The organism is Haloarcula nitratireducens (assembly GCF_019599505.1).
Map to the genome: position 1 here is coordinate 411,493 of NZ_RKLT01000002.1, position 15,470 is coordinate 426,962.

18 protein-coding genes are annotated in these 15,470 nt (G+C 69.0%); 12 read left to right on the top strand and 6 right to left on the bottom strand.

All coding sequences use genetic code 11. From position 1 onward, the window contains the following. Position 1 precedes the first annotated feature (1 nt). Entirely contained in the window at positions 2 to 934 is a 933-nt protein-coding gene (locus EGH23_RS08835) for an NAD-dependent epimerase/dehydratase family protein (protein ID WP_220579632.1), read from the top strand. Between the two features lie 18 nt (positions 935 to 952). Here EGH23_RS08835 and EGH23_RS08840 read toward each other — a convergent pair whose 3' ends face one another. Both EGH23_RS08840 and EGH23_RS08845 read right to left on the bottom strand, forming a co-directional pair. After that, on the bottom strand, positions 953 to 1,366 hold the full coding sequence (locus EGH23_RS08840) for a type II toxin-antitoxin system VapC family toxin (protein WP_220579633.1): 414 nt from the start codon (positions 1,364 to 1,366) through the stop codon (positions 953 to 955). After that, positions 1,353 to 1,580 (bottom strand): antitoxin VapB family protein, encoded by a 228-nt coding sequence (locus EGH23_RS08845; RefSeq protein ID WP_220579634.1) that lies wholly within the window; start codon positions 1,578 to 1,580, stop codon positions 1,353 to 1,355. The genes EGH23_RS08840 and EGH23_RS08845 overlap by 14 nt, the downstream gene beginning before the upstream one ends. Positions 1,581 to 1,687: 107 nt before the next feature. On the opposite strand from EGH23_RS08845, the gene hpt reads away from it, so the two are divergent. Both hpt and EGH23_RS08855 read left to right on the top strand, forming a co-directional pair. After that, complete coding sequence (hpt, locus tag EGH23_RS08850; protein ID WP_220579635.1) at positions 1,688 to 2,233, top strand: hypoxanthine/guanine phosphoribosyltransferase; 546 nt, start codon at positions 1,688 to 1,690, stop codon at positions 2,231 to 2,233. Positions 2,234 to 2,314: 81 nt separating this feature from the next. Continuing rightward, a complete protein-coding gene (locus EGH23_RS08855; protein ID WP_220579636.1) occupies positions 2,315 to 3,694 on the top strand; it encodes a uracil-xanthine permease family protein in 1,380 nt (459 codons plus the stop codon). 23 nt (positions 3,695 to 3,717) lie between these two features. On the opposite strand, the gene EGH23_RS08860 is transcribed toward EGH23_RS08855, so the two are convergent. Next, the gene (locus EGH23_RS08860; protein WP_220579637.1) at positions 3,718 to 4,803 is read right to left on the bottom strand and encodes a guanosine monophosphate reductase; all 1,086 of its coding nucleotides are present in this window, start codon (positions 4,801 to 4,803) and stop codon (positions 3,718 to 3,720) included. A gap of 127 nt (positions 4,804 to 4,930) precedes the next feature. Between EGH23_RS08860 and EGH23_RS08865 the strand changes: the two genes are divergently transcribed. After that, positions 4,931 to 5,911, top strand: coding sequence for an NAD-dependent epimerase/dehydratase family protein (locus EGH23_RS08865; RefSeq protein ID WP_220579638.1), 981 nt, complete (start codon positions 4,931 to 4,933; stop codon positions 5,909 to 5,911). A gap of 16 nt (positions 5,912 to 5,927) precedes the next feature. Here EGH23_RS08865 and aglM read toward each other — a convergent pair whose 3' ends face one another. Next, entirely contained in the window at positions 5,928 to 7,232 is a 1,305-nt protein-coding gene (aglM, locus tag EGH23_RS08870; protein ID WP_220579639.1) for a UDP-glucose 6-dehydrogenase AglM, read from the bottom strand. Positions 7,233 to 7,446: 214 nt separating this feature from the next. On the opposite strand from aglM, the gene EGH23_RS08875 reads away from it, so the two are divergent. The 4 genes from EGH23_RS08875 to EGH23_RS08890 are packed head-to-tail and all read left to right on the top strand — an operon-like array spanning position 7,447 to position 10,863. Then, positions 7,447 to 8,235 (top strand): DUF4129 domain-containing protein, encoded by a 789-nt coding sequence (locus EGH23_RS08875; RefSeq protein ID WP_220579640.1) that lies wholly within the window; start codon positions 7,447 to 7,449, stop codon positions 8,233 to 8,235. Further along, positions 8,232 to 8,903 (top strand): DUF7269 family protein, encoded by a 672-nt coding sequence (locus EGH23_RS08880; RefSeq protein ID WP_220579641.1) that lies wholly within the window; start codon positions 8,232 to 8,234, stop codon positions 8,901 to 8,903. Before EGH23_RS08875 ends, EGH23_RS08880 begins: the two co-directional genes overlap by 4 nt. Then, a complete protein-coding gene (locus tag EGH23_RS08885) occupies positions 8,900 to 10,171 on the top strand; it encodes a DUF58 domain-containing protein (RefSeq protein WP_220579642.1) in 1,272 nt (423 codons plus the stop codon). Before EGH23_RS08880 ends, EGH23_RS08885 begins: the two co-directional genes overlap by 4 nt. Continuing rightward, positions 10,168 to 10,863, top strand: coding sequence for a DUF7519 family protein (locus EGH23_RS08890; protein ID WP_220579643.1), 696 nt, complete (start codon positions 10,168 to 10,170; stop codon positions 10,861 to 10,863). The genes EGH23_RS08885 and EGH23_RS08890 overlap by 4 nt, the downstream gene beginning before the upstream one ends. Positions 10,864 to 11,350: 487 nt before the next feature. Here the strand turns inward: EGH23_RS08890 and EGH23_RS08895 are convergent, their stop codons facing one another. After that, positions 11,351 to 12,325 carry an AAA family ATPase gene (locus EGH23_RS08895; protein WP_220579644.1) on the bottom strand — a complete coding sequence of 325 codons (975 nt, stop codon included), beginning with the start codon at positions 12,323 to 12,325 and terminating at the stop codon, positions 11,351 to 11,353. 349 nt (positions 12,326 to 12,674) lie between these two features. Between EGH23_RS08895 and EGH23_RS08900 the strand changes: the two genes are divergently transcribed. Both EGH23_RS08900 and EGH23_RS08905 read left to right on the top strand, forming a co-directional pair. Beyond that, complete coding sequence (locus tag EGH23_RS08900) at positions 12,675 to 12,929, top strand: DUF8028 family protein (protein ID WP_220579645.1); 255 nt, start codon at positions 12,675 to 12,677, stop codon at positions 12,927 to 12,929. A gap of 142 nt (positions 12,930 to 13,071) precedes the next feature. Further along, positions 13,072 to 13,212 (top strand): hypothetical protein, encoded by a 141-nt coding sequence (locus tag EGH23_RS08905; protein WP_220579646.1) that lies wholly within the window; start codon positions 13,072 to 13,074, stop codon positions 13,210 to 13,212. Positions 13,213 to 13,235: 23 nt separating this feature from the next. On the opposite strand, the gene EGH23_RS08910 is transcribed toward EGH23_RS08905, so the two are convergent. Then, positions 13,236 to 14,426 carry a hypothetical protein gene (locus tag EGH23_RS08910; protein WP_220579647.1) on the bottom strand — a complete coding sequence of 397 codons (1,191 nt, stop codon included), beginning with the start codon at positions 14,424 to 14,426 and terminating at the stop codon, positions 13,236 to 13,238. A 61-nt stretch (positions 14,427 to 14,487) separates the two neighbouring features. Here EGH23_RS08910 and EGH23_RS08915 point away from each other — a divergent pair, with 61 nt between their 5' ends. Next, positions 14,488 to 15,231 carry a 5-formyltetrahydrofolate cyclo-ligase gene (locus EGH23_RS08915; protein WP_220579648.1) on the top strand — a complete coding sequence of 248 codons (744 nt, stop codon included), beginning with the start codon at positions 14,488 to 14,490 and terminating at the stop codon, positions 15,229 to 15,231. Between the two features lie 65 nt (positions 15,232 to 15,296). Beyond that, positions 15,297 to 15,470 (top strand): hypothetical protein, encoded by a 174-nt coding sequence (locus EGH23_RS08920; RefSeq protein ID WP_220579649.1) that lies wholly within the window; start codon positions 15,297 to 15,299, stop codon positions 15,468 to 15,470.

Below are 15,470 nucleotides of genomic sequence, written 5' to 3' on the forward strand. Positions count from 1 at the left end.
GATGGACGTCCTCGTCACGGGGGCCTGCGGGTACATCGGGAGCGCGCTGTTGCCCATCCTGCAGGACGACGACCGGGTCGACCGCGTGGCGATCTTGGACGACCTCTCCTCGGGGTCGCCCCGGGCGCTGCTCGGCATCCTCGGCGACGGGCTGGAGTTCCGGCGCGGCGACGTGACCGAGTACGGCGACGTCGAGAGCGCGATGCGCGAGGTCGACCGCGTGATCCACCTCGCGGCGATAACCGGCGCGGCGAGCACGCACGACCGCCGCGAAGAGACGTTCGCCGTCAACTACGACGGCACCGAGAACGTCCTGAACGCGGCGGGGAAACTCGGTATCGACCACGTCGTCTTCGCCTCCTCGTGTAACGTCTACGGCCGCGCGACGAGCACGGACATCGACGAGACGGTCGAACCTGACCCCATCAATCCCTACGCGGAGACGAAACTGGAGGCCGAGTCCCTGCTCGCCGACTACTGCGAGGAGTTCGACATGACCGGCACCGCCCTGCGAATGGCGACCAACTACGGCCACTCGCCGGGCGTTCGGTTCAACCTCGTCGTGAACTACTTCGTCTTCCGTGCGCTGACCGGCCGCCCGCTCACCGTCTACGGCGACGGGTCGAACTGGCGGCCGTTCGTCCACGTCCGCGACGCCGCGAGAGCGTACGCCGACGCGGTCCTCCGGCCGGAGGCGTGGGACGACCTCGCCTACAACGTCGGCACGGACGCGGGCAACTACCAGATAGCCGACATCGCCGAGATCGTCTCGGAGGAAGTCGCGCCCGTCGACGTGACCTATCTGGAGGACGAACACCCCGGCCCATCCTACCACGTCAACTTCGACCGATTGGCTGAGACCGGCTTCGAGACCGAGTGGACGCTTCGGGAGGGCATCCGCGACCTGGCGACGCGCTTTACCGCACAGGTCTGATTGTCGGATAGAAGCGCGTCAATAGTCCGCCCAATCGACGACCCGAACGTCGCCGATTCGCTCGAAGCGGTCGACGCTCGCGGTGAGGACCGGAAGCTCCTCCGACATTGCAGTCGCCGCGATATAGACGTCGTGGAGGTCGTGTAGCGGTTCGCCGCGACGCTGCAGTTCTGCGATGATATCCGCCGCTCTCACGGCCACCGGTCTCGTCACGTCGACTGTCTCGAAGCGAGCACAGAGCCGTTCGAGCGCTTCCATCGCTTCGCCGTGTGCTTCGGTATCGCCCTCGTACTGTTTGTTCACGCCCATTCGGAGTTCCGTCAGCGTGACGACGCTTATCGCGTGTCGGCCCTCGCCGTCGAGTTTCGAGACCCTCTGGTCGACGCCGCCGCGGTCGATATCGACGACGACAGACGTATCAACGAGTTTCATCGTCGAGTCGGTCCAGAGTCCCGTCGCTCAACCGACCGATATCTTCTTTCACCGCGTCGTGGGTCTCCGGTTCGAATATCTGTTGGCCGGTCACGTCTGCGAGCCGTCCGCCGTTTTCGAGGCGCTCTTCGATGAGTTCACTAAAACTCCGGTCTCCCTTCTCTCGCTTCAGTTTCCGATACACCTCGTCGGAGATCGAGATGTTCTTGCTCACGTTCTGTGTATGGGTATGGGTACACGAAGTCGTTCGCACTACCGTCGCGATTACGACGCCGAACCGCGGAACGATTCGCTTTTCCCGCGCCTCCGCAAGTCGCCGTCATGGAACGCCTCCGCGAGTCGCTGCACGAAGCGCCCATCGTCGACAAGGACGGCTACGAGTACCTCGTTCACCCCATCAGCAACGGCGTGCCGATGCTGGACCCCCAACTGTTGCGCGAAGTCGTCGTCGAGGTCATGCAAGAGGCAGATTTAGACGTCGACAAGATCGTCGCACCCGAAGCGATGGGTATCCACCTGGCGACGGCGCTCTCGCTGCAGACGGACATCCCGCTGGTCGTCATCCGCAAGCGGGCCTACGGCCTGCCCGACGAGGTGGCGCTGCACAAGTCGACGGGCTACTCCGAATCGGAGATGTACATCAACGACGTCGAGGAGGACGACGAGGTACTCATCGTGGACGACCTGCTCTCGACCGGCGGGACGCTCGCGGCCATCTGTGACGCGCTGGACGGCATCGGCGCGGAGATATCCGACATCGTCGTCGTCATGCGGAAGGTCGGCGAGTCGGCGATGGACGACGTCGACCACGACGTCGAGAGCCTCGTGGATATCACCGTCGAGAACGGCGAAGTGACGGTTCAATGACCGGGCGTGCGACCGCGTCGCTCCGGCCGCGAGACGATGACGAAACCATTATGCGGCAATCTCTGGAGGAACCGGCTATAGATGGGAACCGACTCAGACGGGGAGATCGAACTCGAATACGAGCGCGACGACAAGCCGCCGTTACCCACGTCGCTGCTGCTGGGACTGCAACACGTCGCGGTGATGATCGTGCCCGCGACGGCGGTGGCGTTCATCGTCGCCGGGGCCGTCGGGCTGAGCGCGGGCGACACCGCCTACATCGTCCAGATGGTGCTGCTGTTCTCCGGGCTGGCGACCATCGTCCAGGCCTACACCGTCGGCCCGGTCGGGGCGAAACTCCCAATCGTGATGGGGACGAGTTTCACGTTCGTCGGCGCGGCCAGTTCCATCGGCGCGAGCTACGGGCTGGCGGCGGTGTTCGGCGCGATCCTCGTCACCGGCTTCGTCGTCGAGGGGCTCGTCGGCTGGCAGTTCAAGCGCATCGAACCGTTCTTCCCGCCGCTGGTCACCGGGCTGGTCGTGGTCATCATCGGCCTGTATCTGGTGCCGGTCGGGATGGACTACGTGGCCGGCGGCGTCGGCGCGGAAGATTACGGGTCGCTGACGAACCTCGGCCTCGCGTCGCTCGTCCTCGGCATCGCGGTCCTGCTGAACCTCTTTACGACCGGCGTCACCCGACTGTTGAGCGTCCTCGTCGGCATCGTCGTCGGCTACGCGACGGCCGCCGCGCTCGGCGTCGTCAGTTTCGCGCCGGTGTTCCGGGCGAGCTGGTTCGCCGTCCCGCAGCCCGGGAAGTTCGGTTTCGCGTTCGAACCGGTCCCCATCGTCACCTTCGCGTTCCTCTTTCTCGTCTCGGCGATGGAGACGGTCGGCGACATGTCGAGCATCACGGCCGCCGAGGGCCGCACGCCCACCCACGAGGAGTTCCGCGGCGGCCTCTTCACCGACGGCCTGCTGAGTTCGCTCGGCTCGCTCGCCGGGACGTTCCCCGTGACCTCCTTCTCGCAGAACGCCGGCATCGTCAACTTCACCGGCGTGATGAGCCGGCACGTCGTCGGCGTCGGCGGCCTCATCCTCGCGCTCCTCGGTCTCAGCCCGAAGGTCGGTGCCGTCGTGACGACGATTCCCAGTGCGGTCTTCGGCGGCGCTGTGTTACTGATGGTCGGGATGGTCGCCGCCAGCGGCGCGCGACTCATCTTCTTACACACGCAACTCGACCGGCGCAACATGGTCATCATGGCCGTCTCGCTCGGCCTCGGCCTGGGCGTCGCGACCCGGCCGGACGCACTGTCGGGCCTGCCCGCGGCCGCCGAGACGTTCTTCGGCCAGCCGGTCATCCTCACGGCGCTGACGGCGCTCGTGCTCAACACGTTCGTCCCCGGCGAGCAGAGCCCGCTGTTCGACGCCGACCCGGACGAGACGCCCGCGGAAGCGATGGGGCTCAGTAGTTCGGACGACTAACAGAACGCTCCGCTCTCCGTTCCTCAGTCGTCGGCGTCGGCCGTAGCGTGCTTCGTGCTGTCGACGCTGACCGTCTCCCACTCTCTGTCCGAGTGCGCGCCTTCTCGCTCCTTGGCGCTGTCCGCGACGCGGATGAACTCCGCCTTCTCGCGGGCGGCCTCGATGGTGTGGCCGCCGCAGTACGACAGGCCCGAGCGGATGCCCGCACAGAACTCTTCGGCGACGTCGGCGACCGGCCCCTTGTACGGCGTGAGTCCTTCCACGCCCTCGTCGGCGGCGACGTTCTCGGCCTTATCGGAGCGCTCCTCGGCGGCGGCCGTCGTCGCCATCCCCCGGGAGCGCTTGTAACGCGTTCCGTCGATTTCGACGACTTCGCCCGGCGCTTCCTCCGTTCCGGCGAAGAGACTGCCCATCATCACCGTGTCCGCGCCGGCCATCAGCGCCTTCACGGCGTCCCCGGAGGTCTGGATGCCGCCGTCGGCGCAGAGGGTGACGTCGAGGTCCCGAGCGATTTCAGCGCAGTCGTCGACGGCGGTCAACTGCGGGACGCCCGCTCCGGCCACCTTCCGGGTGGTGCAGTGCGAGCCGGGACCGATGCCGACTTTCACGCAGTCCGCGCCGGCCGCGTGGAGGTCCTCGACGCCGTCGGGCGTGGCGACGTTCCCGGCGACGATATCGAGGTCGCCGTACTCCTCGCGGAGGTCCGCGACGGCGTCGAGGGTTCGCTCCATGTGCCCGTGGGCGACGTCGACGACGACGGCGTCGACGCCCGCCTCGACCAGCGCCACCGTCCGCCGGACGTGGTCCTCGTCGATGCCGACCGCCGCCGTGACCGGGACGCCCGCCGCGGCCACCTCCGCGACGGTCTCGGCCTGTTCCTCGACGGTGAGGAAGCGATGGATCGTCCCGACGCCGCCGGCCTCGCCGAGCGCGATCGCGAGGGCCGCTTCGGTGACGGTGTCCATCGCCGCCGAGACGAGCGGCGTCTCGAGGTCGATACCGGGCGTCAACCGCGTCGAGAGGTCGACGTCGCTCCGGCTATCGACCGGCGACCGCTGGGGGACCAGCAGTACGTCGCCGTAGCTCAACCCCGTTCGGAGTTCGTTCATTACCGCGATTGCCAAGGGGTGTCACGGGAATAAACCCCTCGATTCCCCCGCCGGATTACCCCACCGCCGCCCCCGCCGAACGCTAAACCGCGGGGTGTTTATAGCGTGTCGCGTCAACCCACGTTGCATGGCGGATTCCCCCCACGTCGCCGTCACCGGCGCTGCGGGCTACATCGGCAGTCGCGTCGTCTACGAGCTACGGGAGCAATACCCCGACTGGGAGATAACCGCGCTTGACAACTTCTATCTCGGGCAGGTCCGGTCCATCGGGGACGTAGACGTCGAACACGTCGACATCCGCAACCGCGACCGGCTGGAGGCCGCGCTCGACGGAGCGGACGTCGTGATGCATCTGGCGGCCATCTCCGGCGTCGACGACTGCGAGGACAAGCAGGACTTGGCCTACGAAGTGAACGTCCAGGGGACGAACAACGTCGCGTGGTTCTGCCGGCGGACCGGTGCGGGGATGGTCTTCCCCTTCTCGATGGCCGTCGTCGGCGACCCCGCTGACTTCCCCATCTCGACGGACAACCCGCGCGGGCCGCTGAACTGGTACGGCCGGACGAAGCTCCTCAGCGAACGCGCCATCGAGGACTTCGCCGACGGCGCGTTCCCCGCCCACCAGTTCATGATATCGAACCTCTACGGGAGCCACGAGATAGACGGGCAGTCGGTCTCGAAGGGCACCGTTATCAACTTCTTCCTCGGGCGCGCGGAGGCGGGCGAGACGCTAACGGTGTACGAGCCCGGCACGCAGTCCCGAAACTTCGTCCACGTCAAGGACGTCGCCCGCGCCTACGTCCGCAGCGCCGAGCGGATGGTCGAGCAACTGACCGACGGCGAGACCGGCGTCGAGAAGTACGAGATCGCCAGCGACGAGGACCCGAGCGTGCACGACGTCGCCGAGTTGGTCCAATCGGCCGCCGCCGACGCCGGCATCGACGTGGACGTCTCGCTGGTCGAGAACCCCCGCGGCGACGACGAGACGATGGTCGATTCGTTCACCGTCGACACGAGCCGAACCCGCGAGGTGCTCGGCTGGGAGCCGACCCACACCGTCGAATCCGTGATCCGAGACGCGCTGGCCGCCGAAGACGGCGACGAGTAGCGGTCACGAACCGACTCTACCACGTCAGCCCTTCGTACGTGATGCCGTCGCGCCGCTCGATTATCCGCCGACCGTCCACCACGATAGGGTCGGCCATCTCGTCGAACTCGGCGTCGAGCGCCGCGAACTCGTCCCAGTCGGTGACGACCACCGCGCCGGAGGCATCCTCTAACGCTTCTGCGGCCGACCCGGCGTACTCGATATCGGGGTAGCGTTCGCGCATGTTCTCGGTCGCCACGGGGTCGTAGGCGACCACGCCGGCCCCGCGCTCCTGCAGGCCCTCGATGACCGGTACGGCCCGCGTGTTCCGGATGTCGTCCGTCCCTGGCTTGAACGCCAGGCCGAGGACGGCGACGCGTTTCCCGCCCACGTCGACGTGGTCGTCCAGCAGGGAGAGGAGGCGCTCGGGCTGAGCGTCGTTCAATTCGACGGCCGCCGAGAGCACCGCCGGGTCGTAGCCGCGTTCGCGAGCGGCAGATATAATTGCATCCGTGTCTTTTGGAAAGCAGCTCCCGCCCCAGCCGACCCCACTCCGGAGGAACCGCTCGCCGATGCGGTCGTCTAACCCGATGGCGTCGGCCACTTCGTAGGCGTCGACGCCGAACTCCTTGCAGACGTTGCCGATGTCGTTGATGAGGCTGACCTTCGAGGCGAGGAAGGCGTTGTTGGCGTACTTTATCATCTCGGCCTCGGCGATGCCGGTCTCGACGGTGGGCACCTCGCCGTCGGCGGCTTCCCGGAGCGGGGCGTAGAGGACGCGCAGCATCGCGAAGGCCCGCTCGTCGTCGGCCCCGAAGACGAGTTTGTCGGGGTTCAGGAAGTCCGTAACGGCAGATCCCTCGCGCTGGAACTCGGGGTTCGAGGCGACCAGGAAATCCGTTCCGCGTTCGAGACCAGCGTCGGCGATGCGGGCGGCGAGTCGCTCCTCCGTCGTCGTCGGGACGACCGTCGATTTGGTGACGACGAGGTGGGGTTCCTCGCGGTCCCCACCCGCGGCCAGCGCCTCGCCGACGGAGGACGCGCCCGCCTCCATGTACTGCAGGTCGATGCTGCCGTCCTCGTTCGAGGGCGTCGGCAGGGCCAGCATCGTCAGCTCCGTCTCGCGGACGGCGGCGTAGTCGGTCGTCGCCCGGAGGCGGTCGCCACCGTGTTCGGCGACGAGTTCGTCCAGCCCGGGCTCGTGGATGGGCGACTCCCCGTCGTTGATGGCGGCGACGATACCCTCGTCGATGTCGATTGCCGTCACTTCGTGGCCCAAATCGGCGAGACAGGCCGCGACGGTAGTGCCGACGTAGCCGCTGCCGACGATGCTGACGTTCATCGGCGATGGTTTGGCCACCACCCCCCTTGAGAATTCGGGTCCTTCGGGGCGGAACCTGCGGCGGGGCCGTCGATTCGGGTCGGCCGACCGCGTCCTCCCGCGGAGACCGTTCCGAGACAGTTGCGTCCGTTGCAGCCGTAACCGGCCTATAACAACGCCTCCGCCTGACTCAGCCCGAACCAGCCTGGCGATTCCGGTCGCCACGCAAGGGACAATGAACACGGAACGAGTAGTGTCGGTCGGCATCGCCGTCGCCGTCGTCGTCGCCCTGACGTTCTCCGCGTCGACGCTGGGGTCGTCGATGGAGACCGACCCGTCCGACGCCATCGACGTAGAGTACGAAGCGCTTCCCCTCGGCGACAGCGGCGACGACGTGGAGGAGGCCGCACAGCGACTGCACGACCAGTACGACCAGCAGGCGAGTCAGTCGCAGTCACAGTCACAATCGCAGTCCTCGTCCTCGTCGTCCTCATCTAGCTCACAGAGCCAGCAGAGTTCGAGCGCGAGCGCACAGCCGGACCCCGCCTCACAGAGCGATCTCGTCGAACTGCTGGTGGCGCTATTGGTGCTCGCCCTGCTCGTAGGCGTCGCCTACTACTATCGAGAGCGTCTGCGGGCGCTGTTCGGACGGCTCGTCGACGAGTCAGACGACGAGGCGGGAGGCGAGCGGGCAATCCCCGTCCCGGAGAACGACGTCCAGCGGGCGTGGGTCGAGCTGGTGACGCGAGCGGGAGTGAGGCGACCGCGAATGCGGACGCCGCGAGACTGCGCCCGCGCCGCCGTCGAGACCGGGTTCGACGCCGACGCGGTACATCGACTGCGCCGGGCCTTCGAGGACGTCCAGTACGGCGGCGCACCGCCGACCGAGGAGCGAGAGCGCAACGCCCGCGAGACGCTCCGAACGCTGGCCGGCGGACGGCTGGAGAGCGACGGCGGCCGGTCGACGGGTGACGACCGGCGACCGGAGCGCGACGGCGAACGGGGGGAGGGCGACGGCAGATGAGCGAGACGTCCAGCGTGCGCCGGCTCGGCTGGGGGCTGCTGGTGGCGCTCGGCACCGTCGCGCTGGGGCTCGCGGTCGTTCCGGGCGCGGCGTCGTCGCTCCCCGTCGAGGCGCTGGTCGAGGCGCTGGGGAACGACTACTTCCTGCTCGGCCTCTTCGGCGGCGTCGCGCTGGCGGTCCTGGCGTGGATGGTCGGCCGGCGCGCGACCGGCAGTGTCACGCAGGCGGACCCGCCGGACCCGGAGACGATACTCGACGCGCCCCGACCCGGTGAGGGGTTCGACGCTCTTCTCGGGACGACTATCCCGCGTCACCGCGACAGCGGCGAGACCGCCGACGCCCTCCGCGAACGGTTGCGGACCGCGGCCGTCCGCGCGGAGATGCGAGACGGGCGCTCGCGTGAGCGAGCCGAAGAACGCGTCGCCGACGGCCGCTGGACGGACGATCCCGTAGCCGGTCAGTTTCTCAGCGACGACCCGTCCTCGCCCGCGCTGGGCGAGCGAGCGAGGCTGTGGCTGCTCGGCGACTCGTGGGTCCAACACGGCGCGCGAGCGACGGCGCGGGAACTCACCCGGCAGACCGAGACGGAGCGCCCCGGAGAGGGCGAGCGCCGCCCGACCCGGGCCGAGCCGAGCGGTGGCGAAGCCAACGGCGGTGAAATGCGATGACGGCGACCAGAGCGACCGGCCGTTGGCGCGGCATCGTGGCCGTCGCGCTGTTCGCCGTCGCCGTCGGCATCCTCACGGACCGCCCGCCAGTGATGCTCGCGGGCGTCGTCGGCGCGGGCTTCGCGCTGTATCCGCGCCTGACCGGCCCGCCGAGCGCCGAGTTCGAACTCGACCGGCGGGTCGACGACCACCACCCGGACCGCGGCGACCCGGTCACGGTGACCGCGCGGCTGACCAACGTCGGCGACAGCACGCTCACCGACGTCCGGATAATCGACGGCGTGCCGCCGATGCTCACCGTCGCGTCGGGCAGCCCCCGCCACGGCGCGGTGCTTCGCCCCGGCGAGAGCACCGAGTTCAGCTACGAGGTCGGGGCCGACCACGGCCGCCACCAGTTCGACCCGGCCACCGTCGTCGTCCGCGACCCGACGGGCGCACACGAGGTGGAGACGACGGTGGCCGCCGGGACGGAGATCGACTGCGCCGAGGCCGTCCCCTCGGTCCCGCTCCGCCAGCAGACCAACGGCCACGCGGGCCGGCTGGTGACCGACGACGGCGGAAGCGGCATCGAGTTCCACACCGTCCGGGAGTACCGCCCCGGCGACCCGATGGGCCGCATCGACTCGAAGCGGTGGGCGCGCACCGGGGAACTCACCACCATCGACTTCCGCGAGGAGCGCCGGGCCTCGATACTGCTCCTGCTCGACGCCCGCGAACCGGCCTACCGCTCGCGGAGCGACGACGAACCGAACGCCGTCGCCCACGGCCTGGCCGGCGTCGAACAGCTGCTCTCGGCGCTCGCCGACACCCGTGACTTCGTCGGCCTGGCGGCGTTCGGCCGGGAGTTCTGCTTCCGCGCTCCCGGCGTCGGTCCGGACCACCAGAGCCGCCTCCGACAGTTGCTCCAGACCCACCCGACGCTGTCGGCCCGACCGCCGACCGCCGACGAGGACGGGGACATCCAGCGACAGACAGAGCAACTGCGCAAGCGCCTCGGTCGGGACACGCAGATCGTCGTGTTCTCGCCGCTCGCCGACGAGGCGATCGTCGAAGCGGTGCGCACGCTCGAGGCCGACGGTCACGCGACGACGGTTGTCAGCCCCGACGTGACGGCCGACGGCACGCTCGGGCGGGAACTCGCGCGGATCGAGCGGACGAACCGCCTCCACTCGCTTCGAGGGGCCGGGGTCCCGGTCGTCGACTGGGGACCGACGGCGTCGCTGGGTGCGGTCCTGCTCGACGAGCAGCGACGGGGGTGGTCGGCGTGAGCGAACCGGTCGCCCACCGGCCGACGCCGATCGCCAGCGGGCTGGCGGTCCTGCTGGCGGCCGGGGCGACAGCGATCCTCGTCCGCTCGGCCGCACAGCATCGCGCGGTCGCGCTCACGCTCCTCGGCGTGGCGATCCTCCTCGTCAGCGGTCGCTACCCCGATGGGACACCGTGGGACCGACCCGCCCGGTATCTCGGGACGGCCGTCGGCGCGCTCGTCGTCCTCGCCGCGCTCGCGCTGGCGCTCACCTCGCCCTCGACGTCCGGCGCGCGCCTGGAACTGTTCCCGGCGCTGGTCGGCGTCGTCCTCGTCGGGCTGGGCGTGCGTCCGGTCAGCCGGCGCTTCGCCCGACGGTTCCTCTCGGCCGGACTCGCCGCGCTCGTCGTCGCCGTCGCTCTGAGCGGCATCTTCGAGCGGGCGGGGCCGCTCGCGCTGCTCGCGGCCGTCGCGGCCGCCATCGTCGCGTGGGACGTCGGGGAACACGGCATCAGCCTCGGCGAGCAGCTGCGGACCGACGCCGACACGCGCTCGGTCGAACTGGTCCACGCCGGCGTCTCGACGGCCTACGGCGTCGCCCTGGTCGTCGCGACGCTCCTGCTCTTCGAGAACGGCGCGACGGGACTGCCACTGGCGACGCTGGTGGCGCTGCTGGTCGGCGCGATCGCGCTGATGGCCGCGCTGTACCGCTAAGCCACGAAGGTACGGTCCGTCACCCGTTCGGTCTCCAACCTTGACCGAACGGGCCGCTAGTCGGTCTCTGTATGTCGAGATTCGCGGCTAGTAGTTCGCCCGCCGGAGCGGCGTCACGGACGACTCCCATAGCGGTCGAAAACCAGCCGTTCAGCTGTAGACAAAGAGTTAGTGACGCGCGCGGTATCCAAACGGTCTCGAATATGACTGTTTCCAAGGTTAGGGAGACCGCTATACTGTGCCATCCTTGGACGACTACTGAGTGGTTCCTATCTGCTAGCGGTTCGTTTTACGACCTGCACCCGATTAGCCGCGTGACGGCAGAACTCCCAGAGACGGGCCGAGTCACGGGGATAGACATCGGCCGGCGCGATCCCCGCCTGGCGTCAACTCGGCCGGCGGCAACAGCCTAGCCGCGTTTTCGGGGTTCTGTACTCCTATAAGCGGAGGACCATCCCAAGGTTGGGCGAAACGAGCGGGACGCTCGCTATCGCTCGTCCGCGTAGCCGACCGTCGGCACCGGCACCGAGTCGAGCAGGTCGTCGACGACGGCGCGCTTGTCCACGTCGTCGACGCGGGCGTCCGGCGTCAGGACGAGGCGGTGAGCCAGCACGTCGGGCGCGATGCGCGCGACGTGGTCCGGCGTGACGTAGCTCCGCCCGCGGACGACCGCGAGCGCTCTGGCGACCTCGAACAGCCGTTGCGTCGCCCGCGGAGAGACGCCGGTGGCGACGCGGTTGTCCTCTCGGCTCGCGCGCGCGAGACTGACGACGTACCCGCGCACCTCGTCCTCGACGTGGACGGATTCGGGCGCTCGCCGGAGCGCCGCGGGGTCGATGGCGGCGCTGGTTCCGACCGTGGGCGTCCGGTCGGTTCGAGCGGCCCGCCGGTCGATGAGTTCGCGCTCGCCGGCCTCGTCGGGGTAGCCCAGGCTCGTCTTCACGACGAAGCGGTCGACCTGTGCCTCGGGCAGCGGGAACGTGCCGTCCTGTTCGATCGGGTTCTGCGTCGCGATGACGAAGAAGGGGTCCGGCAGCGCGTGGGTCTCCCCGTCGATGGTGACCTGCCCTTCACCCATCGCTTCGAGCAGCGCGGCCTGCGTCTTCGGCGACGCGCGGTTGATCTCGTCGGCCAGCACGACGTTGCCGAAGATTGGGCCCTCGCGGAAGTCGAAGGCCTGCGTCTGCTCGTTGAAGACGTACGTGCCGGTGATGTCCGCCGGCAGGAGGTCCGGCGTAAACTGGATGCGCGAGAACGAGAGGCCCAACGCGGCCGCGAGCGAGCGCGCGGTGAGCGTCTTGCCCGTCCCCGGGACGTCTTCGAGCAGGACGTGTCCTCTGGAGAGAAATCCCGAGAGGACCGTCTCGAGCGTCGATTCGTCGGCGATGACCGCCCTCGATACCGCATCGAGGACGGTGTTGCAGTGCTCGGCCGCCCCTTGGACGTCTGTCTCAGTACCCATTGGGCGGGGACTCTCGGAACGCGGGCTTTGTTATCGCCGACCTACTCCGTTCGACGCCCGGTGTAGCCGCCGTTTGCTGTCAGACTCGCGGGACGTCTGTCCGGGCCGTGGCCCGCGCGGTCGGGTCGAGAAGCGGCCGGTCCGACCGACTGACCCGCCGAAATCGGCACCTGCCGAGCGGTGAGTCGAGGTCCGAATCGCTGAACCGGAATCTACCATTTTCGGCGTTTTCAGACGCTGGAAAAGGATTATGAAACGTCCTAAAACGACGACCATACGGTGAATTCATGCCAATGATATCTCCGTTATATGGGGATAGGGGTCGTGGCTCCGAGTAGAGAACCCAGTCATGTCCACCGCAGAATCGTCCCTTCCGCGCCCGTCCGCCCTCGCAACCGCCCGCTCCCTGCTCTCCACGCTCCGTCAGTCGCTCGTCGCCGCGATCCGGGGGGTCGCCTTCTGGGCGACCATCCCGCTGCCGCTCGTCATCGCGGGGACGCTGGTGACCGGCACCGCCGCCTCGGCCCCGCTACTGGTCGTGGGTCTCCTCCTCTTGAACGTCGTCTGTGCCGTCGTCGGCCAGCGGCACTCGACCGGCAACTGAGCGCGCTTTCGCCCTCTCCCGTCCCCGACCCATCGTCTGACGCTCGTCTGACGGCCGTCGTCCGATCCCCGCTTCGTCCGCCGGTTTTCACTTTCACGCCGCATGGCTGGTGTATATACCCTTCCCGTTCTTGGACAGAGATATGTTCGACCAGTTGCGGCGCTCGGTCACCGAGCGGACGGAGTCCCTACACGAGTGTCGACAGTGTGGCACCGACGTGGAGGAGGCCGACGGTCGCTGTCCGGCGTGCGGATCGACGGAGATCGCCCACTACGAGTTCTGAGCGGGCACGCGACGTCGGGACCGTCAGCGAGTGCCGTAGCGCTCTCGAAAGAGACCCAGCAGCAGGTACGCGTACAGGCCCGCGCCGGCGAGCGCTGCCAGTCGACCGACCGCGGCGAGCGGCGCGATCCCGGCCAGTAACGCGGCGGCCTCGACGCCGAGGCCGGTGGCCAGACAGCCGAGCGAGGCGAGCGCCGTCCGGTCGCCGGCACCGGGGAACGTCCCGACGGCGGGCGGGTAGAACTGGTAGGCCACGCCGACGATAGTCAGCCCGAGGAACCCCAGGAGGTTCAGCCGATAGTGCGCGAGCGGCCCGCCGGGGACCGCGCCGACGAAGGCGAAGTGCAGGCCGAGCGCGACGCCGGCGACGCCCGCGAGGACGCCGAGCAGCGGGCCGTAGAACCCGACGCGACGTCGGGGAGAGCGCCGGAAGAGGGCGACGAAGACGAGCGCGAACCCGAGGACGGCGACGCTCTCGGCGACGGCACCGGCGCGGAACCAGACGCCGCCCCAGAGGGCGCCGGCGACGAGGGCGGGACCGACCGCGCCCGCGGGGAGGACGACGGCGACGAGGGGTGCGGGCGGCGACGCGACGAGGAAGCGTGGCAGGAGGCGGAACCCGACCGCGAAGACCAGCAGCGCGCCGACTCCCGCCGCGAGGAGGTGGGTGGCACCGGCCGCACCGCGGCCGGCCAGCGTCGGGAATCCGGCGGTAACGGCCACGGTCTCGTACGCGCCGGCGAGGAGGTACGCGAAGACCACCGGGACGAACGCGTTGGCGAGGCGGTCGATCCGCCGCCGCTCGGCGTTCGCCTCGCCCGTCCCCGTCTCGGCCCCCGAGAGGTTGTCGCGGACCGTCCAGCCCAGCGCCGCGACGAACCCGACCGCCCCGAGCGCCCAGCAGACCGCGCCGGCGACGGCGGCCGCGCGGGGGAGCGGTGCCGTCGGCGCGACCGCCAGTCCGACGGCCCCGAGCGTCAGGAGCGGGAGGGTGGCGGCGGGAGCGCGAGGAAGGGCGAGCGAGCGGTCGAAGTACGCCGGGACGAGCGCGTACCCCTTCCCGACGACGGTGTGGAGGACGAACCCGTAGAGACCGAGCGTGACGGCGGTCCGATGCGGCGCTCCGAACAGCGCCGCCAGCTGCCACGCGACGAGGAAGAGCGCGCCGACGGCGACGTGACGGCGTGCCCATCTGGAGACGCGTTCGGCCGTCATGGCTCTCGTCTGGGACGCGACCGGACTAAACGCTTTTTGCGAACGTGGGCGACCGGCCCGCATGGACAAGCAGGCGATACGAGCGGCGGTGTGGGACGCCCTCGAAGCGGAGGGGGTCGCGCGCTTCCCGTTCCCGCCCCACGACCGGATTCCGAACTTCGAGGGGGCCGAGCGGGCGGCCGACCGACTGGCCGAGACGGCCGTCTGGGACGCCGCCGAGACGGTGAAGGCCAACCCCGACGCGCCACAGCTCCCGGTCCGTCGGGCGGCGCTGCGGGCGGGCAAGACCGTCTACATGGCCGTTCCGCGGCTTCGAGACGAGAAGTGCTTCTACGAGCTCGACCCCGCCGAGGTGGACGACGTCGAGGCCGCGCCCGCCGTCTCGAACGTCGCCGACCACGCCGAACAGGTCGGTCCGGAGGCCGTCGAGAGCGTCGACCTCGTGGTTTCGGGGTCCGTCGCCGTCACCGAGGAGGGCGCGCGCATCGGGAAGGGCGAGGGGTTCAGCGATCTCGAGTACGCGGTACTCGCCGAACTCGACCTCGTCGACGAGTCCACGACCGTCGTCACGACGGTCCACGAACTGCAGGTCGTCGGCGGCCCCGATGGCGTCGTCGAGAGCAACGTCCCCGTCGACGCCCACGACGTACCGATGGACTACGTCGTGACGCCCGAGCGAACCGTCGAGACGGAGACTCCTTACGGCCGACCCGACGGCGTGGACTGGGGGGCGCTCTCTGCCGAGCGGATCGCGGAGATGCCCGTGCTGGCCGCTCGTTCGCCCGATAGCGAGCGCGGCGAGTGATGACCGACGGCGTCCGTCGGCATCCCGAACCCATGCTCATATACGTGTAGTTCAAATTACACTACATGGCACACCAGCCCGAACGCCCACAGGAATACGTCTGCGAGGGATGTCATACCATCGTCGCCGGAACCGCCCGTGGCGACCCGCCCGACCACGATTACGCGCAGCCCGACGAGTGTGCGGCCTGCGGGGGCACCGAGTTCGTCGAGCTACAGAACTACCCCTCGATGGAGTGA